Raw genomic sequence first — 23,226 nt, forward strand, 5'->3', positions numbered from 1 at the left:
GGCGCTGACTGATCATCAGCGCCCGTTTTTATACTGAGCATACCCAAAATCATTCACGTTGCAGATAAATGCATCCCGATCAAGCTCGAGTGCATGAACGCAGCTAACAACCCTGCAACGTCAAGGACGCAGGGTATTATTGGGCGCTATTTTGACGCCACCATTCTGACAGCAAAATCCCCGTCGCAACCGACACGTTCAAACTTTCAACTCGCCCAGTACCGCCGATAGACACGCTCATATCTCCCTGCTGCCAAGCGCTGTCGGTGAGGCCGTCGCTCTCTTGACCCAACACCAGCACCATTTTAGCTGGCAGTTCCGCTTTCGCCAGACTGACACCTTTATGGCTTGAGGTCGTCACGATGGTGTAACCCGCTTTACGGAAGGTATCCAGCACCGAGAGGAAATCGTCGGCATTGATTGCCTTGATATGCTCTGCACCACCTTCTGCTGTACGCACTGCGGCACCAGACTCCAGCATCGCCGGGTCTTGCAACAACACGCCATTAATACCGAAGTGCGCGCAGGTACGCATAATACCGCCTAGATTATGTGGGTTACCCACATCTTCCAATGCCAGCACGCAATCTTTTGCCTGAGTTTGCTGTTGCAAATAGGTTTCTGCATCCAAACCTTGGCGTTTTTTAATTAAGAAACACACGCCACCGTGGTGCTCTGTACCCGATGCTTTTGCCAGCTCGTCTTCTTCAACCACATGGTAAGCCTTGCGGTTAGCCGCCATCCATTTCAGTGCTTCACGGAAACGAGGAGTAACTGACTGTACAAACCAGGCGCGCACAATAGCATCAGGGCGACTTTCAAACAGCGCTTTACAGGCATTCTCGCCATAAACACGTGTTTCTTCAGCTCGCTGACGACGCAATTGCGCAGGATCTACATGGCTCTTGCCACTGATGCCGCCGTGATCAAACTCTGGCTCTTCAGAAGGCGCACGAGACACGGTTTTCCACGGTGAATCGTAAGGGCCACTGCTGTCAGAGCGTGCCGGACGGCTAGGACGATCGCGTTCATTACGGCCGGAATCATTACGACGTGAGTCATTATTCCGCTGTGAGCTGCCCCGACCGGCATTATCACCCGGACGACCTTTACCCGCCGGACGTTGTTTGTTACCGCGGTTATTATTACGGTCGTCGCTGCTTTCGTCACTGCGGACGTACATCACTTTAACTTTGCCGTTCTTGCCACTAAATGAATCGTTCATTGTCTTCTCCACCAACGCGCAGGGCGCGAAGATTACCTGATGTCTGCCCGGTTAGCCATAAGCAAGCGCTAAAAGCTACCAACTATCGTATTCATCGAATAAACCTTTTTGGCACTGGCCTCATTTATACCCATAATAGATAACAACAACGAAACAATTCAGCTCACTTTGACTGTTTGGTTTCTCTTATCTACTGAGATACACAATAAAGGCTAATCTATGAATACGGTATGTACAGCTTGTATGGCGACCAACCGCCTGCCGGAAGAACGTATTGATGACGGCGCTAAATGTGGGCGCTGTGGCCACTCCTTATTTGATGGCGAAGTGATTAACGCCACCGCCGAAACGCTGGATAAACTGCTGCAAGATGACCTACCTATCGTCATCGACTTCTGGGCACCTTGGTGTGTCCCTTGCCGTAGCTTCGCCCCGATTTTTGAAGATGTCGCCGCAGAACGTGCGGGAAAAATTCGCTTCGTTAAAGTCAATACAGAAGCGGAACCCACACTTAGCACCCGTTTTCGTATCCGCAGCATTCCCACTATTATGCTGTATCGCAACGGTAAAATGGTCGACATGCTTAACGGCGCAGTGCCAAAAGCACCTTTTGATAATTGGTTAGATGAACAATTAGCAGTAGAGCCATCAGCCTGATAAAAGCTCGCTCAATAAGTTTACCCCATTTACTGGTGATGAGGGAAAATCCCCATCACATCTACGCCCTGACAGTTTTCTGTCGGGGCGTGACTTTTTCTATAATTCAGACCCTAGGTTCATTAGAATAGCGCTATTTCTTCAGGAGCCGCCGTGACAGAAACATTGACCAACGCACATTCATTGCCCGTAAATATAACGACGGGAAATGCGGTATTGCGCCTGCGTCACCAGCGGCTGGCATTATCCACTCGCCCCTACCGCGCCCGAGGTTGTCGCGCCATTCGTTGCCAAGGTTGCCTGCTAACTGAACGTTTTTGTTTGTGTGACACCATTAAACCGCAACAAGCCAACAGTCGGTTTTGTCTGGTGATGTTTGATACCGAACCACTTAAACCCAGTAATACGGGCCGCCTGATTGCCGATATATTGCCGAACACTCAAGCCTTTATGTGGGCGCGAACGGAAGTTGATCCTGAGTTGCTAGCCGCGATTCGTGACCCTCAGCGCCAGCCTTATGTAGTTTTCCCTGAAAAATATGCTGAACCCGAGCGGGTGGTTCTCAATCAATTACCCATCAGCGATAAACCGCCATTATTCATTCTGCTGGACGGAACCTGGAATGAGGCAAAAAAAATGTTCCGTAAAAGCCCGTACCTTGCCGGTTTACCTGTGCTATCACTGAACGTCAGTAATACCTCAGATTATTTGCTACGAGAATCACCACGCCCGGAACAACACTGTACCGTAGAGGTCGCCGCTGCTCTGCTCCAGCAAGCAGGTGATATTCAAGCGGCAGATGGATTGACGGCGCACTTTCATTATTTTCGCCAGCAATATTTAGCCGGAAAACCTCATCATCCAGTGGGCCGAGTCACAGCAAGTATCGAAGAAATCGCATAAAATTAGGCCAGCTGTTTTTCCTTTAAGGAATACCCTATGAGCCAACGCGGATTAGAAGCACTACTACGCCCGAAGTCTATCGCGGTTATTGGCGCTTCTGAAAAACCTGATCGTGCGGGTTTCCTGATGATGCGCAATTTGCTTGATGGCGGATTTAACGGCCCTATTTTACCGGTCACCCCGACCCACAAAGCAGTTTGCGGGGTACTGGCTTACGCGAATATTGCCAGCCTCCCCATCACGCCCGATCTGGCCATTTTATGTACTAACGATCATCGTAATCTGTCCCTACTGGAAGATTTAGGTACACGTGGCTGTAAAGCGGTGATTATTTTGTCGGCGGCAACCGAGCAATTCTCGGATCTGAAAGCCTGTGCGCAACGCCATCACATGCGCCTGCTTGGCCCTAATAGTTTGGGTTTGCTGGCTCCGTGGCAAGGACTGAATGCCAGTTTCTCTCCGGTACCAATCAAAAAAGGCCGTCTGGCGTTTATCTCCCAGTCTGCGGCGGTAGCAAACACTATTTTGGACTGGGCACAGCAGCGTGAGGTTGGTTTCTCTTATTTTATTGCGTTGGGTGAAAGCCTCGACATTGATGTCGACGATTTACTCGACTTCTTAGCCCGTGACGGTAAAACCAGCGCCATTATGCTGTATATCGAGCATATCAGTGATGCCCGCCGCTTCTTATCGGCATCACGTAGTGCTTCACGCAATAAGCCGATTCTGGTTATCAAAAGCGGCCGCAGCCAACGCGCCCAGCAATTGCTCAATGGCCAGCAAGGTTTGGATGCCGCCTATGACGCCGCTATTCAGCGCGCTGGTTTGCTGCGTGTTCAAGATACTCATGAACTGTTCTCCGCCGTCGAAACATTGAGCCATATGCATCCATTACGCGGGGAGCGGTTACTGATTGTTAGCAATGGTGCGGCTCCTGCGGCTATGGCCTTAGATGAACTGATTAGCCGTAATGGCAAACTGGCAACCTTGTCTGATACCACCCAATCCGCCCTGAGTGCGGCACTACCGACTTTTGTTTCCTTACGTAACCCAATAGACCTGCGGGATGATGCCAGTGCTGAGCGCTATCTGGCAGCGGTTAAACCACTATTGGACAGCACCGATTACGATGCTCTGCTGCTGATCCACTCCCCTAGTGCCGCCGCACCGGGTAGCAAAACTGCAGAGTTATTGATTTCTGCTATCCGCCAGCATCCACGCGGCAAACGTATCACTCTGCTGACTAACTGGTGCGGTGAATATTCATCTCAAGATGCTCGCCGCTTATTCACAGAAGCCGGGATCCCGACCTATCGCACACCAGAAGGCGCGATTACGGCCTTTATGCACATGGTGGAATATCGTCGTAACCAAAAACAACTAAAAGAAACCCCGGCACTGCCTGTGGGCCTTACAGCAAATACTGCCCATGTGCATCAGCTAATTCGTCAGGCGCTGGCAGAAGGAACAACCCAGCTTGATACCCATGAAGTGCAACCCATCCTTGAAGCCTATGGGCTGCGCATGTTACCGACCTGGATTGCCAGTGACAGTGTTGAAGCAGTACATATTGCAGAGCGCCTTGGTTACCCGGTCGCCATCAAATTGCGCTCACCTGATATCCCACATAAATCGGAAGTTCAGGGCGTTATGCTGTATCTGCGCACCGCGATTGAAGTGCAGCGAGCCGCAGATGATATCCTTGATCGCGTAAAACGAACTTACCCGCAAGCCCGCATCCACGGTTTACTGGTGCAAAGCATGGCAAATCGGGCCGGAGCGCAGGAGCTACGGATTGCCGTTGAGCAAGATGCTATCTTTGGCCCCCTGATCATGCTGGGGGAAGGCGGTATTGAGTGGCACCATGAAACCCAAGCGGCCGTTGCTTTGCCCCCCCTGAATATGGCGCTGGCTCGTTACCTGATAATACAGGCAGTCAAAGGCGGAAAAATTCGCAGTCGTGGCTCACTACAACCGTTGGACATTCCTGGCCTAAGCCGCCTGCTGGTGCAGGTTTCTAACCTGATTCTAGATTGCCCTGAAATTTCACGCTTAGACATTCACCCCGTACTTGCATCCGGTAGTGAGTTTACGTTGCTGGATGTCTCAATGCAGTTGGCCCCCGTCACCGGTGACCCACAGGCCCGGCTGGCTATTCGGCCTTACCCACACGAACTAGAGCAGAATGTGGTGCTGAAAGATGGCTCTCATTGCTTGTTCCGCCCCATCTTGCCGGAAGATGAACCGCTACTGAAACTGTTTATTGATCAAGTCACTAAAGAAGATCTCTATTATCGCTACTTCAGTGAAATCAACGAATTCAGCCATGATGATTTGGCGAATATGACGCAAATTGACTATGATCGGGAAATGGCCTTTGTTGCAGTGCGCCAAAGCACGACCGGCCCGGAAATCATTGGTGTTACGCGCGCGCTATCGGATCCTGACAATATCGACGCAGAATTTGCAGTATTAGTGCGTTCAGACCTAAAAGGGTTGGGATTGGGCCGAGAGTTGCTAGAGAAGATGATTCACTATACGCGCAGCCACGGCTTAACACGGTTGACCGCTGTTACCATGCCCAATAACCGCGGCATGATAGGTTTGGCGAAAAAACTCGGCTTTAGCATTGATGTACAGATGGAAGATGGAGTCGTTAATCTCGAACTGGCACTTTGATTTCAATTACATCAATCAAAGTGACATAGACCACATAGATTAGCGATTCGGTCTATGGCAGGCAAAACTTGCGCACAATCCGAAGAAGTAGTGGTATTATCGCCCGATTCTATGGATTAGTGTTTTTTTGGATATGGCGGTTCTGCCATCAAATAACAAGAGAAGAAGCGCACTGTGATGTTGTCAAAATTCAAACGTAGCAAACATCAACAACACCTTGCACAACTGCCCAAACTCCCCCAGCCAGTTGATGATGTCCAAACGCTTTATTGCCCCAAGGTTTTCCGCTCTACTCTGCTGGAATTAATAGGCCAAGCGACCAAACGTATTTATCTGGTGGCGCTTTACCTTGAGCAGGATGATGCAGGCCACGATGTGATGAACGCACTCTATCAGGCCAAGCAGCGGCATCCTGAACTGGAAATTTGTGTGTTGGTCGACTGGCATCGTGCCCAGCGTGGCCGCATTGGAGCCGCAGCAGTCAATACCAATGCTGATTGGTATTGTGAGATGGCCAGCAAGCATCCGGATGTGTGTGTCCCTGTTTATGGTGTTCCTGTGAATACCCGTGAAGCCCTTGGTGTATTGCATCTTAAAGGTTTTATCATTGATGACACCGTAATTTACAGTGGCGCCAGCATTAATGATGTCTATCTCCATCAAAATGATAAATACCGTTATGACCGCTATCAATTAATCACAAACTCATCATTAGCCAAAATCATGGTTGATTATGTGAAACAGCGGGTACTGAGTGCTGGTGCGGTTCAACGTCTAGATCGTACTGATAGGCCAACTAATCCTGAGATCAAAAATGAGACTCGGCAGTTCCGCTCGTCACTGCGCGACGTCGGTTATCAATTCTCAGCACAAGCAGGTAATGATGAATTGGCCGTCACTCCATTAGTTGGGTTAGGTAAAAAGAGCCAACTCAACAAAACCATTCATCACTTAATGGCTTCCGCTGACGAACGCCTCACGATTTGCACGCCCTACTTTAATCTGCCCGCGCTTTTGGTACGTAATATCATTTATCTGCTGCGTGAAGGTAAACAGGTCGAGATTATTGTTGGCGATAAAACAGCAAATGATTTTTATATTCCTGAAGATCAGCCATTTAAGATTATTGGCGCGTTGCCGTACTTATACGAAATCAATTTGCGCCGCTTCCTTAGCCGCTTACAGCGCTTTGTCGATAATGGTCAACTGATTGTTCGCTTATGGAAAGATGGCGATAACACTTACCATCTGAAAGGTATGTGGGTTGATAATAACTGGCAACTGATTACGGGTAATAATCTGAATCCGCGGGCGTGGCGTCTTGATTTGGAAAATGCGATTTTGATCCATGATCCTAAGCATGAGATGCATGAGCAGCGGGCGAAAGAGCTAGAATGTATCCGCACGCATACCAAAGTGGTTTCGCATTACCTTGAACTAGAGAATATTCAACAATATCCCGTCAAGGTTCGTAAATTGATCCGTCGTCTACGCCGCATTCGTATCGATCGGCTCATTAGCCGTATTCTGTAAATCTAAACATAAAGCCCGGTTCTCTACCGGGTTTTTTGTTTCAAGTCAGAGGAGAGACAGCATGAAGAGCTCACCTTATCTTCGCCCTTTAATTATCCTCCCGCTCCTTTTTATCAGCTCTGCATGCACCCACATGGCCAATGACAACTGGACAGGGAAAGACAAAGCACAACATTTCTTTGTTTCTGCGGCGTTAGCCGCCGCAGGAACGGCCTATGGTGAACATCAAAATTGGTCAGATACGAAAAGTCGTCATTTCGGGCTACTGTTCTCAATAGGGATAGGCGCGGGTAAAGAGTTGTATGATAGCCGCCAAGGGGGTACTGGCTGGAGTTGGAAAGATTTCGCTTGGGATGTTGCTGGAGCAGCCACCGGTTATAGCCTCTATCAAGCGGTTAACTAGTGCGAAATCAGTTGAATAACCGTTTATACGGCCTATTTCTCGTCAAATAACACTCAATATTGTATTTTGTTTTAAGTACAAACGTAAAAAAGCCCTCTGCATAGCAGAAGGCTTTCTCTTTTCATATTCCACACATAGCAAAAACCCCACGCTTTTGGCATGGGGTCTCGGCTTGATTTGATGCCTGGCAGTGTCCTACTCTCGCATGGGGAGACCCCACACTACCATCGGCGCTACGGCGTTTCACTTCTGAGTTCGGCATGGGATCAGGTGGGACCACCGCGCTATGGCCGCCAGGCAAATTCTGTTTTCATCAACTCGCTACACAATCACTCTCATGCAGCCAGCCAATTCAATCTGTAAACTTCGCTGAAAATCTCTCAAACACAAAACACCTTCGGTGTTGTAAGGTTAAGCCTCACGGATCATTAGTACTGGTTAGCTCAATGCATCGCTGCACTTACACACCCAGCCTATCAACGTCATAGTCTTTAACGTTCCTTCAGGGGGCTTAAAGCCCCAGGGAAGACTCATCTCGAGGCAAGTTTCCCGCTTAGATGCTTTCAGCGGTTATCTCTTCCGAATTTAGCTACCGGGCAGTGCCATTGGCATGACAACCCGAACACCAGTGATTCGTCCACTCCGGTCCTCTCGTACTAGGAGCAGCCCCTCTCAATCTTCCAACGCCCACGGCAGATAGGGACCGAACTGTCTCACGACGTTCTAAACCCAGCTCGCGTACCACTTTAAATGGCGAACAGCCATACCCTTGGGACCTACTTCAGCCCCAGGATGTGATGAGCCGACATCGAGGTGCCAAACACCGCCGTCGATATGAACTCTTGGGCGGTATCAGCCTGTTATCCCCGGAGTACCTTTTATCCGTTGAGCGATGGCCCTTCCATTCAGAACCACCGGATCACTAAGACCTACTTTCGTACCTGCTCGAGCCGTCACTCTCGCAGTCAAGCTAGCTTATGCCTTTGCACTAACCTCACGATGTCCGACCGTGATTAGCTAACCTTCGTGCTCCTCCGTTACTCTTTGGGAGGAGACCGCCCCAGTCAAACTACCCACCAGACACTGTCCTCACCCCAGATTATGGGGCCGAGTTAGAACATCAAACATTAAAGGGTGGTATTTCAAGGTTGGCTCCACGCAGACTGGCGTCCACGCTTCGATGCCTCCCACCTATCCTACACATCAAGGCTCAATGTTCAGTGTCAAGCTATAGTAAAGGTTCACGGGGTCTTTCCGTCTTGCCGCGGGTACACTGCATCTTCACAGCGAGTTCAATTTCACTGAGTCTCGGGTGGAGACAGCCTGGCCATCATTACGCCATTCGTGCAGGTCGGAACTTACCCGACAAGGAATTTCGCTACCTTAGGACCGTTATAGTTACGGCCGCCGTTTACTGGGGCTTCGATCAAGAGCTTCGCCTTGCGGCTGACCCCATCAATTAACCTTCCAGCACCGGGCAGGCGTCACACCGTATACGTCCACTTTCGTGTTTGCACAGTGCTGTGTTTTTATTAAACAGTTGCAGCCAGCTGGTATCTGCGACTGGCTTCGGCTACGAGAGCAAGTCTCTTTACCTAATGCCAGCGTGCCTTCTCCCGAAGTTACGGCACCATTTTGCCTAGTTCCTTCACCCGAGTTCTCTCAAGCGCCTGAGTATTCTCTACCTGACCACCTGTGTCGGTTTGGGGTACGATTTAATGTTACCTGATGCTTAGAGGCTTTTCCTGGAAGCTTGGCATCAACTACTTCTGCACCGTAGTGCATCGTCATCACACCTCAGCGTTGATAAGCAACCGGATTTGACCTGGTCACTCCGCCTACATGCTTAAACCGGGACAACCGTCGCCCGGCTAGCCTAGCCTTCTCCGTCCCCCCTTCGCAGTAACACCAAGTACAGGAATATTAACCTGTTTCCCATCGACTACGCTTTTCAGCCTCGCCTTAGGGGTCGACTCACCCTGCCCCGATTAACGTTGGACAGGAACCCTTGGTCTTCCGGCGTGCGGGCTTTTCACCCGCATTATCGTTACTTATGTCAGCATTCGCACTTCTGATACCTCCAGCAAACCTCACAGTTCACCTTCAACGGCTTACAGAACGCTCCCCTACCCAACAACACCTAAGTGTCGCTGCCGCAGCTTCGGTGCATGGTTTAGCCCCGTTACATCTTCCGCGCAGGCCGACTCGACCAGTGAGCTATTACGCTTTCTTTAAATGATGGCTGCTTCTAAGCCAACATCCTGGCTGTCTATGCCTTCCCACATCGTTTCCCACTTAACCATGACTTTGGGACCTTAGCTGGCGGTCTGGGTTGTTTCCCTCTTCACGACGGACGTTAGCACCCGCCGTGTGTCTCCCGTGATAACATTCTTCGGTATTCGGAGTTTGCATCGGTTTGGTAAGCCGGGGTGGCCCCCTAGCCGAAACAGTGCTCTACCCCCGAAGATGAGTTCACGAGGCGCTACCTAAATAGCTTTCGGGGAGAACCAGCTATCTCCCGGTTTGATTGGCCTTTCACCCCCAGCCACAAGTCATCCGCTAATTTTTCAACATTAGTCGGTTCGGTCCTCCAGTTAGTGTTACCCAACCTTCAACCTGCCCATGGCTAGATCACCGGGTTTCGGGTCTATACCTTGCAACTAGACGCCCAGTTAAGACTCGGTTTCCCTACGGCTCCCCTATTCGGTTAACCTTGCTACAAAATATAAGTCGCTGACCCATTATACAAAAGGTACGCAGTCACACCACGAAGGTGCTCCCACTGCTTGTACGTACACGGTTTCAGGTTCTATTTCACTCCCCTCGCCGGGGTTCTTTTCGCCTTTCCCTCACGGTACTGGTTCACTATCGGTCAGTCAGGAGTATTTAGCCTTGGAGGATGGTCCCCCCATATTCAGACAGGATGTCACGTGTCCCGCCCTACTCATCGAGTTCACAGCAAGTGTGTTTTTGTGTACGGGACTATCACCCTGTACCGTGCGACTTTCCAGACGCTTCCACTAACACACAAACTGATTCAGACTCTGGGCTCCTCCCCGTTCGCTCGCCGCTACTGGGGGAATCTCGGTTGATTTCTTTTCCTCGGGGTACTTAGATGTTTCAGTTCCCCCGGTTCGCCTCGTTAGACTATGTATTCATCTAACGATAGTGCAACGAATTGCACTGGGTTTCCCCATTCGGGTATCGTCGGTTGTAACGCTTCATATCAGCTTACCGACGCTTTTCGCAGATTAGCACGCCCTTCATCGCCTCTGACTGCCTAGGCATCCACCGTGTACGCTTAGTCGCTTAACCTCACAACCCGAAGGTGTCTTTCGACCACTTGCGTTGTGATTATTTGAGAGACTCTAATACAGGTTACTTATTATCTCAGTACATCTACGGAGAGATAATGTTCAGCTGTATTGTTTCAATTTTCAGCTTGTTCCAGATTGTTAAAGAGCAATATTTCACAACCCACTGTGTCTTGCGACCTCAGTGCGTTTTGAAATAGTTTTTTTATATGGTGGAGCTAAGCGGGATCGAACCGCTGACCTCCTGCGTGCAAGGCAGGCGCTCTCCCAGCTGAGCTATAGCCCCATATAAAAAGCAAAATCACCTTATTGCTGCAACTCAACAGGGAATGGTGAGTTGGTGGGTCTGAGTGGACTTGAACCACCGACCTCACCCTTATCAGGGGTGCGCTCTAACCACCTGAGCTACAGACCCAACAAGGTACTAAAGCCCGACCAATTTCTCAGTCCGGCTTTATTTGCTCGTTACTTTCTATCAGACAATCTGTGTGGACACTGCGCAATGCGTATCGTTAGGTAAGGAGGTGATCCAACCGCAGGTTCCCCTACGGTTACCTTGTTACGACTTCACCCCAGTCATGAATCACAAAGTGGTAAGCGCCCTCCCGAAGGTTAAGCTACCTACTTCTTTTGCAACCCACTCCCATGGTGTGACGGGCGGTGTGTACAAGGCCCGGGAACGTATTCACCGTAGCATTCTGATCTACGATTACTAGCGATTCCGACTTCATGGAGTCGAGTTGCAGACTCCAATCCGGACTACGACAGACTTTATGTGGTCCGCTTGCTCTCGCGAGTTCGCTTCACTTTGTATCTGCCATTGTAGCACGTGTGTAGCCCTACTCGTAAGGGCCATGATGACTTGACGTCATCCCCACCTTCCTCCGGTTTATCACCGGCAGTCTCCTTTGAGTTCCCACCATTACGTGCTGGCAACAAAGGATAAGGGTTGCGCTCGTTGCGGGACTTAACCCAACATTTCACAACACGAGCTGACGACAGCCATGCAGCACCTGTCTCACAGTTCCCGAAGGCACCTAAGCATCTCTGCTCAGTTCTGTGGATGTCAAGAGTAGGTAAGGTTCTTCGCGTTGCATCGAATTAAACCACATGCTCCACCGCTTGTGCGGGCCCCCGTCAATTCATTTGAGTTTTAACCTTGCGGCCGTACTCCCCAGGCGGTCGACTTAACGCGTTAGCTCCGGAAGCCACGCCTCAAGGGCACAACCTCCAAGTCGACATCGTTTACAGCGTGGACTACCAGGGTATCTAATCCTGTTTGCTCCCCACGCTTTCGCACCTGAGCGTCAGTCTTTGTCCAGGGGGCCGCCTTCGCCACCGGTATTCCTCCAGATCTCTACGCATTTCACCGCTACACCTGGAATTCTACCCCCCTCTACAAGACTCTAGCTTGCCAGTTTCAAATGCAGTTCCCAAGTTAAGCTCGGGGATTTCACATCTGACTTAACAAACCGCCTGCGTGCGCTTTACGCCCAGTAATTCCGATTAACGCTTGCACCCTCCGTATTACCGCGGCTGCTGGCACGGAGTTAGCCGGTGCTTCTTCTGCGAGTAACGTCAATCACTTCACGTATTAAGTGAAATGCCTTCCTCCTCGCTGAAAGTGCTTTACAACCCGAAGGCCTTCTTCACACACGCGGCATGGCTGCATCAGGCTTGCGCCCATTGTGCAATATTCCCCACTGCTGCCTCCCGTAGGAGTCTGGACCGTGTCTCAGTTCCAGTGTGGCTGGTCATCCTCTCAGACCAGCTAGGGATCGTCGCCTAGGTGAGCCATTACCTCACCTACTAGCTAATCCCATCTGGGCACATCCGATGGCGTGAGGCCCGAAGGTCCCCCACTTTGCTCTTTCGAGGTCATGCGGTATTAGCTACCGTTTCCAGTAGTTATCCCCCTCCATCAGGCAGTTTCCCAGACATTACTCACCCGTCCGCCGCTCGCCGGCAAAGTAGCAAGCTACTTTCCGCTGCCGCTCGACTTGCATGTGTTAGGCCTGCCGCCAGCGTTCAATCTGAGCCATGATCAAACTCTTCAATTTAAGATTTGTTTGATTTGCTACCGAGGTAGCGATGCTCAAAGATTACTTTCTGCAAATATGCATTCGAACCGAAGTTCAAATGTTTACTGCTTTGGTCACTCTTCAAGACTTTGATATTTCTTCTGCCTGCCGAAACAGGCTTCGATATCGTCTTGCGAGTGCCCACACAGATTGTCTGATAAATTGTTAAAGAGCGTTCGTTACCTGTTTGCCTTGCGGCGAATCTTACGGTAACGCGGGAGGCAGATAATACGCTTTCCCGCTGAAGAGTCAAGGTTTTCTTTTGTTTCTTTCGAAGTCAAAATCATTCTTTTCTCTTCCTGACCCGGCGAAGTGTGTTTCGTTGTTCCCGGTCAGTGGAGGCGCATTATAGGGAGTTCCTGACAGCCTGCAACCCCTAATTTAAAAAAACTTTTCAACCGCTCATTAATGCGGCAAAAACACCAGATGCGGTGAAAAAAACAACAAAAAAGGGGCGATTTCTCGCCCCTTTAAGAGTTAACCATTACTGTTTAGCAATGATATGCCCATTCTCGACATCCAGAGTCACTGGAACTCCCGGTATTAATTTGCCAGAAAGTATCTGCTGTGACAGTGGATTCTCGATTTCCTGCTGAATAGCACGTTTCAATGGCCGTGCCCCATAAACAGGATCGAAGCCGGTTTCCCCCAGGAACTCCAGCGCAGGTTCAGTAATAGTGACCTGATAGCCACGCTCTTCCAAACGTTTGTACAGACGTTCCAGTTGGATACGAGCAATTGAAGCCAAATGCGCCCGACCCAGTGGATGGAAGACAACCACCTCATCTATACGGTTGATAAATTCAGGGCGGAAGTGATGAGTAACAACTTCCATCACCATATCCTTCATTTCGGTGTAACTTCTTTCACCGAAACGTTCCTGAATTAAATCTGAACCGAGGTTAGAAGTCATGATGACGACCGTATTGCGGAAGTCGACGGTTCTGCCCTGCCCATCAGTCAAGCGCCCATCATCCAATACCTGCAATAGAATGTTGAAGACATCGGGATGCGCTTTTTCTACTTCATCCAGCAAAATGACTGAGTAAGGGCGACGGCGTACAGCTTCCGTCAGATACCCACCTTCTTCATAACCTACATAACCCGGAGGTGCACCGACCAACCGAGAAACGGAATGTTTCTCCATAAACTCGGACATATCAATACGAACCATGGCATCGTCGCTGTCGAACAAGAAATTCGCCAGCGCTTTGCACAACTCAGTTTTACCCACCCCTGTTGGCCCTAAGAATAGGAAGGAACCAATTGGGCGGTTTGGATCTGATAGCCCAGCGCGGCTACGACGAATCGCATTGGATACCGCTTCAACCGCTTCATTTTGTCCAATGACGCGTTTATGCAGATCCTGCTCCATGCGCAGTAACTTATCTCGTTCACTTTCCAGCATGCGAGAGACTGGGATACCTGTCCAGCGCGCCAGCACTTCAGCAATCTCAGCTTCTGTGACACGGTTACGCAGCAGCTTCATGGTTTTCCCTTCAAGCGCCGTTGCCGCCGCCAGCTGTTTTTCCAGCTCAGGAATTTTACCGTACTGAAGTTCTGACATCCGCGCTAAATCACCCACACGACGAGCTTGCTCTAAGGTGATTTTGGCTTGTTCCAGTTCAGTTTTAATATTCTGAGTTCCGGTGAGAGAGGCTTTCTCTGCTTTCCACTCTTCTTCCAGCTCTGAATATTCACGTTCTTTCTGCTCTAATTCGGTATTGAGCATTTCTAGACGTTTTTTACTGGCGTCATCAGACTCTTTCTTCAGTGCCTGCTGCTCCAGTTTCAATTGGATAATCCGACGTTCCAACCGATCCAATGATTCTGGTTTTGAATCCATTTGCATACGGATGCTAGAACCGGCTTCATCGATAAGGTCGATAGCTTTATCCGGTAACTGACGATCCGAAATATAGCGATGCGACAGTGTTGCTGCTGCAACAATTGCTGGGTCAGTTATCTGCACATGATGATGCAGCTCATAACGCTCTTTTAACCCACGCAAAATCGCAATAGTGTCTTCGACTGTCGGCTCTGCCACATAAACTTTCTGGAAACGCCGCTCAAGCGCCGCATCCTTCTCTATATATTGACGATACTCATCAAGAGTTGTTGCACCTACGCAGTGTAGTTCACCACGTGCTAATGCAGGTTTCAGCATGTTACCTGCATCCATCGCCCCGTCGCCTTTGCCGGCTCCGACCATGGTATGCAATTCATCAATGAACAAGATCACACTACCTTCTTGTTTTGATAAATCGTTCAACACGCCTTTCAAACGCTCTTCAAACTCACCGCGATACTTAGCACCCGCGATCAATGCCCCCATATCTAAAGAAAGCACGCGTTTGTGTTTTAGGCCTTCTGGCACTTCACCATTCACGATTCGCTGCGCCAGACCTTCCACGATGGCCGTTTTACCGACACCCGGCTCACCGATTAATACGGGGTTATTCTTCGTACGACGTTGTAGTACCTGAATGGTACGGCGAATTTCTTCATCACGGCCAATAACCGGATCGAGTTTGCCTTGCTCCGCTCGCTCAGTCAGATCGATAGTGAATTTTTTCAATGCCTGGCGCTGGTCTTCTGCGCCTTGGTCATCAACTTTGTCACCACCTCGCATAGTTTCAATTGCCTTATCTATATTACTCGTTGTTGCGCCAGCAGCCTTTAACATGTCAGTTAAGGTGCCGCGATCTTCAAGAACTGCCAGAACAAACAGCTCTGAAGAGATAAATTTATCAGCACGCTTTTGCGCTAATTTGTCACACAGGTTCAATACACGGACCAGCTCATTTGATGGTTGAACATCACCGCCAGTACCTTCGACTTGTGGAAGACGACCTAATGCTTGCTCAATATCGCTACGTAAACTCGCGACATTAATTCCCGCCGAGGTCAATAATGGGCGAACCGTTCCCCCATCCTGATTGAGCAGAGCGCTCATCAAATGTAACGGTTCAATAAATTGGTTGTCGCGCCCAAGAGCTAAAGATTGGGCATCGGCGAGGGCAAGCTGGAATTTACTAGTAAGACGATCCAGACGCATAACACCTCCAATGTTGGTCAAAATTGCTACTGGAGATTAGATGAGGTCATCCCTCAAATTTTCAAGGTTACTTCGACACAATATTTAGAGTAAAACGTTATACGTCAGCGGATCGTCCTAATTCAATAGGTTATATCAGCCAGACTAAACTTGCCATACGTCCGGTGATTCCATCGCGTCGATAGGAGAAAAATTGTTGTTTTTCGCTCACTGTGCAGCGATCTCCACCATAGATAGCATGAATACCCGCAGCTTGTAGTCGCAGTCGAGCCAATAAATAGATGTCGGCGAAATACTTCGTACCGAAAGGCATGAACGCAACAGTAGATTGCGCGTCGATAGTGATAAAGGCTTGTTTAACGTCTTCACCCACTTCGAACTGTTGTGGGCCGATAGCCGGACCTAACCAGGCAATAATAGATGACGGTGCAGCTTGGAACTGCGCCAGCGTTTGCTCAAGAACCCCAGAACATAGGCCTCGCCAACCCGCATGCGCTGCAGCAACTTCATCACCAGCTAAAGAACAAAATAGCACGGGTAGGCAATCTGCGGTCATAACCGCACATACTTGCCCCGTAACGCGGCTATATACAGCATCAGCCTGCACATCAGAAATTGCCGTGCCATCCAGATGCAAGACACGTGTGCCGTGTACTTGCTCCAGCCAAACGGGCATTTGCGGCAACCCCGCTTGTTCCACTAAACGTTGACGATTCGCTATCACAGTGGAAGCCGTATCCCCCACATGAGTGCCAAGGTTTAATGAATCATAAGGGAATTCGCTGATACCACCGTGACGGGTGGTGCTGCATACCTTAACACGAGCAGGCGCTGGCCAATCGGGAAGTATCAGCTTGTTCATTACCAATCCATCTGATCTTTGAATTCTTCAGTATCGGCTTTCAGTGCATTAATCAGCTCAACCATATCTTCTGGTAATGCTGCATGCCATTCCATTTGAATGCCACTGATTGGATGATACAAACGCAGCATAGTTGCATGTAGCGCCTGACGATCAAAACCACGCAGAATAGCAATAAAGGAATCTGATGCACCTCTAGGTGGACGCGGGCGGCCACCATACAACTGATCCCCCACCAGCGGATGGTTTATATGAGACATATGCACACGAATCTGATGTGTACGGCCAGTCTCTAAGCGCAAACGCAGGCGAGTGTGGGCGCGAAAGTGCTCCATAATGCGGTAATGCGTCGTTGCCGGTTTACCCATTGGGTGGACAGCCATGTGTGTCCGCTTGGTAGAATGGCGAGAAATAGGCTCATCAACTCTGCCACCTGCGGTCATATTCCCGATGGCTACAGCTTCATACTCACGGGTGATTTCGCGTGCTTGCAATGCTTCAACCAAACGAGTCTGTGCTGGAACTGTTTTCGCCACGACCATCAAGCCCGTGGTATCTTTATCCAGACGATGCACGATACCCGCACGAGGAACATCGACAATTTCTGGATAATAATGGAGCAGTGCATTCAGAACTGTGCCATCAGGGTTACCTGCACCAGGGTGTACGACTAAACCTCGGGGTTTATTAATGACCAAAATATCGTTATCTTCATAGACGATATCCAGTGGGATTTCTTGAGGCGCCCAGCGGGCATCTTCCTCAATTTGCGCGTCAATTGCGACGAGCTCGCCACCCAACACTTTTTCTTTAGGCTTGTTAATTTTTTTACCGTTGACTGTCACCCTGTCTTCCAAAATCCACTCTTTTATGCGAGATCTTGAATAATCAGGGAACAATTCGGCCAAAGCCTGATCTAACCGTTGACCGAGTTGTGATTCGGCCACCGTTGCGCTGAGTTGTACTTGTTGTGCCATATGCAGCTTCTTGTTCGTTAACGTTGGGTTTTGACGGCGATGCCGTTTAATATAATGTGCTATTGTATCTAGATCTTTGTCGGGAGCTTAACGGACAGTCTCCCGGAATAACACTTCGAGGATAATCAAAACGTCATGACGCGTATGAAATATCTGGTGGCTGCCGCCACGTTGAGCCTGGTGCTGACCGGTTGCTCCAGTAACAAGGACGTGGTTCCCGATAACCCGCCTTCTGAGCTCTATGCTACCGCTCAGCAAAAACTGCAGGACGGTAACTTTAAGGGAGCTATTACGCAACTAGAAGCGTTAGATAACCGCTATCCTTTCGGGCCTTACTCTCAACAAGTTCAGCTTGATTTGATTTATGCGTATTATAAATCTGCTGACCTGCCGTTGGCGCAAGCCTCAATCGATCGCTTTATGCGCCTTAACCCCACACATCCTAACATCGATTACGTATTGTATATGCGTGGTTTGACTGACATGGCTCTGGATGACAGTGCATTACAAGGCTTTTTCGGGATTGATCGTTCAGACCGCGATCCACAACATGCTAAGGCCGCATTCCGCGATTTTAACCAGTTGATTCAAAGCTATCCGAACAGCCAATACGCAACTGACGCGCAAAAACGCCTGATGTTCCTGAAAGATCGTCTGGCCAAGCATGAATTGGCCGTGGCGCAATATTACACTAAACGAGGCGCTTACGTCGCGGTAGTTAACCGTGTCGAGCAAATGTTGAGAGATTATCCTGATACTCAGGCAACACGCGATGCGCTACCGTTGATGGAAAATGCTTATAAACAACTGCAACTGAATGCGCAAGCAGACAAAGTTGCCAAGATAATTGCGGCGAACCCAGCCTAATATTATTTGGAACGATAAAAATAACAAACGGCAGCTCAGGCTGCCGTTTTCAATTCTGCTTTAACACCACAAATCGATGCGATTCATCATGTTAGACTATCGCCCTACTATCGCATTTAAAACAACTAAATCATGCTATTTTTAGCAAGATGCAGGCGATATAACTTATCGATAATGCGGTATTCTGACCAATGATTCAAGCCCTCTGCACCTATTCCTGACGTTAAATCACAGTTCCCATGACCTTTGCAAAAAGTGACAAAAATAAGTGATCTCGATCATACATTTTATGAAAAAGAGAGGTATGCTGAAGTTATCCAAGAGGAGTAGACAGCGAGGTAAGTCATATGACAGTCAACATTACTAGTAAGCAAATGGATATCACCCCAGCAATTCGTAAGCATGTTGAAGACCGTCTCACCAAACTGGATAAATGGCAGGCCCAGTTAATAAACCCACATATTGTACTGTCTAAAGATCCGCAAGGATTTGTTGCAGACGCAACAATCAGTACCCCGATGGGTCCTTTGGTTGCCAGTGCCAAACATGATGATATGTATGCTGCAATTAATGAACTGATCACCAAACTAGAACGCCAATTAAATAAAGTTCAACACAAAGGTGAAGCTCGTCGTGCGGCAAGCAGTGTTAAAGATGCTAATTTGGAGTCAGTCGATGTAGAGGAAGAAGAATCCGAGCAGGAACAATAGCCGGAAAAAACTATCTCATTTCGGATCTAACGCGCTTTCGGGCGCGTTTTTTATTGACAGCAATTCAGGCTGGCGGTTAGTTTAGAGACTGTCTATTTTTAAGGTCACGTTTAAAGGTTATACTTTTTAACTACCTTTATCTTAGCAAGCGATTGAATCCATAATTCACAAACCGGTCCATAACGGGTAATCAGCAACGATGATCAATAAAGTGTTTTTCTTCGCATTCTTTTTTACCTTCCCCTGATTGGGAGGCGTTTCGTCGTGTGATAAAGAATGCGAAGACGAACAAAAAAGCCTCCCAAGCGGGAGGCTTTTTTTATGCATAAAACATTCAGGATGATAATAAGGCAGGCCCTATGAGTGATAATCCATTACTGGTGCTACGTGAGCGCATCAGCGCACTTGATTTAAAACTGCTGGCTTTACTGGCAGAACGGCGTGAATTGGCAGTGGATGTTGCTAAAGCCAAGTTGCTCCATCATCGCCCTATTCGCGATAAGGAACGTGAACGTGACTTGCTGGATGCCCTCATTAGCGCCGCCAAACCTTATGATCTCGATGGATTCTATGTTACCCGCCTGTTCCAACTGATTATCGAAGATTCAGTATTGACTCAACAGGCACTGTTGCAGCATCAGCTGAATCAAACCACTCAACATTCTGCTCGTATTGCCTTCCTTGGCCCGAAAGGTTCTTACTCACATTTGGCCGCCCGCCAATATGCAGCTCGTCATTTTGAGCATCTCATTGAGTGCGGTTGCCAGAAATTTCAGGATATTTTTACTCAGGTGGAGACCGGGCAGGCCGATTACGCCGTATTACCAATAGAGAATACCAGTTCAGGTTCTATAAACGATGTATATGACTTATTGCAGCACACCAGCTTGTCGATTGTTGGTGAAATAACCAATCCTATTGATCATTGCGTACTGGTCGCCACAGATACTGACCTGAGCCAAATTAACACGGTCTACAGTCATCCGCAGCCCTTCCAACAATGCAGCCAGTTTATTAACCGTTTCCCGCACTGGAAAATCGAATATTGCGAAAGCACAGCCGCCGCGATGGAGAAAGTTGCACAGTTAAATTCACCGACAGCGGCAGCATTAGGGAGTGAAGCCGGCGGTGCACTTTATAACTTACAGGTGCTCGAACATAATCTGGCGAACCAACAGCAAAATATTACTCGCTTCATCGTGCTTGCCCGTAAGGCCATTGATGTATCTGAGCAGATCCCGGCGAAAACCACCTTGATCATGGCCACAGGCCAACAATCTGGGGCACTGGTTGAAGCATTATTAGTATTGAGGGATCACGGGATCATTATGACAAAACTTGAATCTCGACCAATCAATGGCAATCCATGGGAAGAGATGTTTTATATCGATGTGCAGGCTAATTTACGCTCTGATCCTATGCAAAAAGCCTTGGCCGATTTGACGCCGATAACCCGTTCATTAAAAGTCTTGGGCTGCTATCCAAGCGAAAACGTGGTTCCCGTGAATCCAAGCTGAAAGAGTCGCTAGCATAGATAGCAAAAAGTCCCCGCGATGGTGTCGAGGGGACTTCTTTTACAAACCAGCAATGAGTGGTTCAGGTTACTGGCGGTTGTCGTTTGCCTGCCGCAATAATGAACGGCTCTCCACCAAAAAGCGCTCGGCATAATCGCCAAACCAGTGCTCAACTTTCTGGAAGCTTTGCACAAAGGCGTGTTTGTCACTCTGCTCCAGTAAAGTAATCGCCTCACCAAAGCGTTTGTAATAGCGCTTAATCAGCGCCAGATTATCTTCCGATGACATAATGATATCGGCATAAAGTTGCGGATCTTGCGCAAACAGTCTGCCTACCATCGCCAGTTCTAAACGATAAATCGGTGAAGACAGTGCCAATAACTGCTCTAGCTGCACATTTTCTTCTGCCAAGTGTAGGCCATACGCAAAGGTCGCAAAATGGCGCAACGCCTGAATAAACGCCATATTCTGATCATGCTCAACGGCACTGATTCTATGTAACCGCGCCCCCCATACCTGTAACTGCTCCAGCAACCACTGATAGGCTTGTGGGTCACGACCATCACAATACACCACCACTTGCTTGGCAAGGCTACCAACATCAGGCCCAAACATCGGGTGCAAGCCAACAACCGGCCCTTCATGGGCGGCAAGCATTGCTTGCAGCGGTTTATTCTTCACTGACGCGAGATCCAATAAAATGCAATCCGATGGCAGTTTTGGCAACCGAGCAATCACGTCTTCAGTAATATGGATGGGCACACTGACAATCACCATACCGGCATCAGCCAGAATAGACTCGGCCTGTGGCCAGTCCTCCTGTTCTAGCGTTTTTACCTGATAGCCAGACAATGTCAGCATTCTATTGAATAACCGCCCCATCTGGCCCTGACCACCGATAATGACAACTGGGCGTAATTGCGGACACAGCGTCTTAAAACCTTTGTCATTTTCGCTGGTATAAGACTCTCGCATTATTCGGCGCAATACGTCTTCAATCAAATCAGGTGGAACACCTAGAGCTTCAGCTTCCTGCCGGCGTGAGGCCAGCATTGCCGCCTCACGGTCCGGAACATAAATAGGCAAACCATAACGACTTTTAACTTCGCCTACTTCAGCCACTAAATGCAGACGCTTGGCCAACAAATCCAACAGAGCTTTATCGACTTCATCAATTTGATCACGTAAAGCGGTCAGTTCAGCCACCATACTTACTTTTCCTCTGCAGTCCGTGCCGCCAGCGCTGAACGTAATTCCTGGTGCATTTCACGTAACAAGGTTTCAGTCGTATCCCAGTCAATACAGGCATCGGTCACTGAAACACCGTAGCGCATGTCTACACGTGGTTGTTCAGAGGACTGATTCCCTTCGTGAATGTTGCTTTCCAGCATCACGCCAGTAATAGAACGATTACCAGCCTTGATCTGCTCAACAACAGATTCAGCGACTGCAGTCTGACGGCGGAAGTCTTTATTCGAATTTCCATGACTGCAATCTATCATTAAGGACGGAACGAGTCCCGCATCCTGCATCTGTTTTTCGCACTGAGCAACATCTTCTGCGCTGTAGTTCGGGGTTTTACCACCGCGTAAAATCACATGGCCGTGTGGGTTACCTTGAGTTTGCAGCAAACAAACCTGACCAGACTGGTTAATTCCCATGAAACGGTGTGGCATCGCTGCCGCACGCATGGCATTGATTGCTGTACCCAGACTGCCATCAGTACCATTCTTAAACCCAACTGGCATAGACAAGCCCGAGGCCATCTCACGGTGAGTCTGCGATTCGGTAGTACGCGCGCCGATAGCCGACCAACTGAATAAGTCCCCCAAGTATTGTGGGCTGTTCGGGTCCAGTGCTTCGGTTGCTAATGGCAAGCCCATCTTCACTAAATCCAGCAGCAATTGCCGTGCAATTTGTAATCCTTTTTCTACATCGAAAGAACCATCCATTGCAGGGTCATTAATCAGGCCTTTCCAGCCAACTGTGGTTCTTGGTTTTTCAAAGTAGACACGCATAACGATATACAGGCTATCACTCAATTGTGCAGAAAGAGCTTTCAAACGACGCGCATAATCCAGAGCAGCATCCACATCGTGGATAGAACATGGCCCGCAAACCACCAGTAGGCGAGGGTCTCGTCCTTGAACAATGTCAGCAATCGTTTTACGTGAGGCTTCAATTGCATACTGATCACTGTTGCTCAATGGAAACTGGTTTTTCAGTTCTTCTGGTGTCATCAGGACTTGTTCGGCACTGATATGGACATTATTGAGCGCATCTTTTTGCATGATCATATTCTTTACCTATCTCTGTTTAGCGGATGTCGTTTAGCGTGTTTATCGTTTGAGGACACCACAATACCACGGCATGTAAAGTTTTCAATCCATATGTGTAAATAAATAATTACCTCTAGATTTACAGGCGTATTTCACTCTGACTT

Annotated in this window: 14 protein-coding genes, 2 tRNA genes, 3 rRNA genes and 1 other annotated feature; of the genes, 8 read left to right on the top strand and 11 right to left on the bottom strand. The window is 48.9% G+C overall.

The features are described 5' to 3' along the window. Positions 1-136: 136 nt before the first annotated feature. Complete coding sequence (locus ACIOG0_RS16915; protein WP_050101669.1) at positions 137-1,225, bottom strand: tRNA/rRNA methyltransferase; 1,089 nt, start codon at positions 1,223-1,225, stop codon at positions 137-139. Between the two features lie 219 nt (positions 1,226-1,444). Between ACIOG0_RS16915 and trxC the strand changes: the two genes are divergently transcribed. From trxC to ACIOG0_RS16940, 5 genes are all read left to right on the top strand, one after another. Next, positions 1,445-1,882 (top strand): thioredoxin TrxC, encoded by a 438-nt coding sequence (trxC, locus tag ACIOG0_RS16920; RefSeq protein WP_128451636.1) that lies wholly within the window; start codon positions 1,445-1,447, stop codon positions 1,880-1,882. A 153-nt stretch (positions 1,883-2,035) separates the two neighbouring features. Next, positions 2,036-2,785, top strand: coding sequence for a tRNA-uridine aminocarboxypropyltransferase (locus ACIOG0_RS16925; protein ID WP_050101671.1), 750 nt, complete (start codon positions 2,036-2,038; stop codon positions 2,783-2,785). A 36-nt stretch (positions 2,786-2,821) separates the two neighbouring features. Then, on the top strand, positions 2,822-5,464 hold the full coding sequence (locus ACIOG0_RS16930) for a bifunctional acetate--CoA ligase family protein/GNAT family N-acetyltransferase (protein WP_128451637.1): 2,643 nt from the start codon (positions 2,822-2,824) through the stop codon (positions 5,462-5,464). 180 nt (positions 5,465-5,644) lie between these two features. Then, positions 5,645-6,997, top strand: a complete 1,353-nt coding sequence (pssA, locus tag ACIOG0_RS16935; RefSeq protein ID WP_404705054.1) for a CDP-diacylglycerol--serine O-phosphatidyltransferase — start codon at positions 5,645-5,647, stop codon at positions 6,995-6,997. 61 nt (positions 6,998-7,058) lie between these two features. Then, complete coding sequence (locus tag ACIOG0_RS16940; RefSeq protein WP_050139973.1) at positions 7,059-7,400, top strand: YfiM family lipoprotein; 342 nt, start codon at positions 7,059-7,061, stop codon at positions 7,398-7,400. Between the two features lie 182 nt (positions 7,401-7,582). Here the strand turns inward: ACIOG0_RS16940 and rrf are convergent. The 8 genes from rrf to rluD all read right to left on the bottom strand — a co-directional run bounded on the left by rrf (position 7,583) and on the right by rluD (position 17,692). Next, a 5S ribosomal RNA gene (gene rrf, locus ACIOG0_RS16945) occupies positions 7,583-7,698 on the bottom strand. Between the two features lie 109 nt (positions 7,699-7,807). After that, positions 7,808-10,715: ribosomal RNA gene (locus ACIOG0_RS16950) — 23S ribosomal RNA — on the bottom strand. Positions 10,716-10,924: 209 nt separating this feature from the next. Next, positions 10,925-11,000 (bottom strand) — tRNA-Ala (locus tag ACIOG0_RS16955). Between the two features lie 52 nt (positions 11,001-11,052). Next, positions 11,053-11,129 (bottom strand) — tRNA-Ile (locus ACIOG0_RS16960). Between the two features lie 102 nt (positions 11,130-11,231). Further along, positions 11,232-12,774: ribosomal RNA gene (locus ACIOG0_RS16965) — 16S ribosomal RNA — on the bottom strand. Together the 16S, 23S and 5S rRNA genes with 2 tRNA genes alongside form the textbook arrangement of a ribosomal RNA operon. Positions 12,775-13,279: 505 nt before the next feature. Further along, a complete protein-coding gene (gene clpB / locus ACIOG0_RS16970; RefSeq protein WP_050100153.1) occupies positions 13,280-15,853 on the bottom strand; it encodes an ATP-dependent chaperone ClpB in 2,574 nt (857 codons plus the stop codon). Positions 15,854-15,983: 130 nt separating this feature from the next. After that, positions 15,984-16,715: a purine nucleoside phosphorylase YfiH gene (gene yfiH, locus ACIOG0_RS16975; RefSeq protein WP_404704879.1), complete on the bottom strand. Its 732-nt coding sequence runs from the start codon at positions 16,713-16,715 to the stop codon at positions 15,984-15,986. Continuing rightward, a complete protein-coding gene (rluD, locus tag ACIOG0_RS16980; protein ID WP_050100156.1) occupies positions 16,715-17,692 on the bottom strand; it encodes a 23S rRNA pseudouridine(1911/1915/1917) synthase RluD in 978 nt (325 codons plus the stop codon). The genes yfiH and rluD overlap by 1 nt, the downstream gene beginning before the upstream one ends. A 135-nt stretch (positions 17,693-17,827) precedes the next feature. On the opposite strand from rluD, the gene bamD reads away from it, so the two are divergent. The 3 genes from bamD (at position 17,828) to pheA (ending at position 20,786) form a co-directional block, all read left to right on the top strand. After that, a complete protein-coding gene (gene bamD, locus ACIOG0_RS16985) occupies positions 17,828-18,559 on the top strand; it encodes an outer membrane protein assembly factor BamD (RefSeq protein WP_005166516.1) in 732 nt (243 codons plus the stop codon). Between the two features lie 347 nt (positions 18,560-18,906). Next, positions 18,907-19,269 (top strand): ribosome-associated translation inhibitor RaiA, encoded by a 363-nt coding sequence (gene raiA, locus ACIOG0_RS16990; RefSeq protein ID WP_050100157.1) that lies wholly within the window; start codon positions 18,907-18,909, stop codon positions 19,267-19,269. Between the two features lie 198 nt (positions 19,270-19,467). After that, positions 19,468-19,592, top strand: a sequence feature (Phe leader region). Between the two features lie 36 nt (positions 19,593-19,628). Further along, complete coding sequence (gene pheA / locus ACIOG0_RS16995) at positions 19,629-20,786, top strand: bifunctional chorismate mutase/prephenate dehydratase (RefSeq protein WP_050100159.1); 1,158 nt, start codon at positions 19,629-19,631, stop codon at positions 20,784-20,786. A gap of 84 nt (positions 20,787-20,870) precedes the next feature. Here pheA and tyrA read toward each other — a convergent pair whose 3' ends face one another. Both tyrA and ACIOG0_RS17005 read right to left on the bottom strand, forming a co-directional pair. After that, positions 20,871-21,992: a bifunctional chorismate mutase/prephenate dehydrogenase gene (gene tyrA, locus ACIOG0_RS17000; protein ID WP_050140574.1), complete on the bottom strand. Its 1,122-nt coding sequence runs from the start codon at positions 21,990-21,992 to the stop codon at positions 20,871-20,873. 2 nt (positions 21,993-21,994) lie between these two features. Continuing rightward, on the bottom strand, positions 21,995-23,074 hold the full coding sequence (locus ACIOG0_RS17005) for a 3-deoxy-7-phosphoheptulonate synthase (RefSeq protein WP_404705055.1): 1,080 nt from the start codon (positions 23,072-23,074) through the stop codon (positions 21,995-21,997). Positions 23,075-23,226: the final 152 nt, after the last annotated feature.

The organism is Yersinia vastinensis (assembly GCF_044905075.1).
Classification (GTDB): domain Bacteria; phylum Pseudomonadota; class Gammaproteobacteria; order Enterobacterales; family Enterobacteriaceae; genus Yersinia; species Yersinia vastinensis.

Excerpts from the sequence above, each read along its gene's own strand:
- ACIOG0_RS16915 (WP_050101669.1), bottom strand. The coding sequence starts at position 1,225 with ATGAACGATTCATTTAGTGGCAAGAACGGCAAAGTTAAAGTGATGTAC.
- trxC (WP_128451636.1), top strand. The coding sequence starts at position 1,445 with ATGAATACGGTATGTACAGCTTGTATGGCGACCAACCGCCTGCCGGAA.
- ACIOG0_RS16930 (WP_128451637.1), top strand. The coding sequence starts at position 2,822 with ATGAGCCAACGCGGATTAGAAGCACTACTACGCCCGAAGTCTATCGCG.
- ACIOG0_RS16940 (WP_050139973.1), top strand. The coding sequence starts at position 7,059 with ATGAAGAGCTCACCTTATCTTCGCCCTTTAATTATCCTCCCGCTCCTT.
- clpB (WP_050100153.1), bottom strand. The coding sequence starts at position 15,853 with ATGCGTCTGGATCGTCTTACTAGTAAATTCCAGCTTGCCCTCGCCGAT.
- yfiH (WP_404704879.1), bottom strand. The coding sequence starts at position 16,715 with ATGAACAAGCTGATACTTCCCGATTGGCCAGCGCCTGCTCGTGTTAAG.
- rluD (WP_050100156.1), bottom strand. The coding sequence starts at position 17,692 with ATGGCACAACAAGTACAACTCAGCGCAACGGTGGCCGAATCACAACTC.
- bamD (WP_005166516.1), top strand. The coding sequence starts at position 17,828 with ATGACGCGTATGAAATATCTGGTGGCTGCCGCCACGTTGAGCCTGGTG.
- raiA (WP_050100157.1), top strand. The coding sequence starts at position 18,907 with ATGACAGTCAACATTACTAGTAAGCAAATGGATATCACCCCAGCAATT.
- pheA (WP_050100159.1), top strand. The coding sequence starts at position 19,629 with ATGAGTGATAATCCATTACTGGTGCTACGTGAGCGCATCAGCGCACTT.
- tyrA (WP_050140574.1), bottom strand. The coding sequence starts at position 21,992 with ATGGTGGCTGAACTGACCGCTTTACGTGATCAAATTGATGAAGTCGAT.
- ACIOG0_RS17005 (WP_404705055.1), bottom strand. The coding sequence starts at position 23,074 with ATGCAAAAAGATGCGCTCAATAATGTCCATATCAGTGCCGAACAAGTC.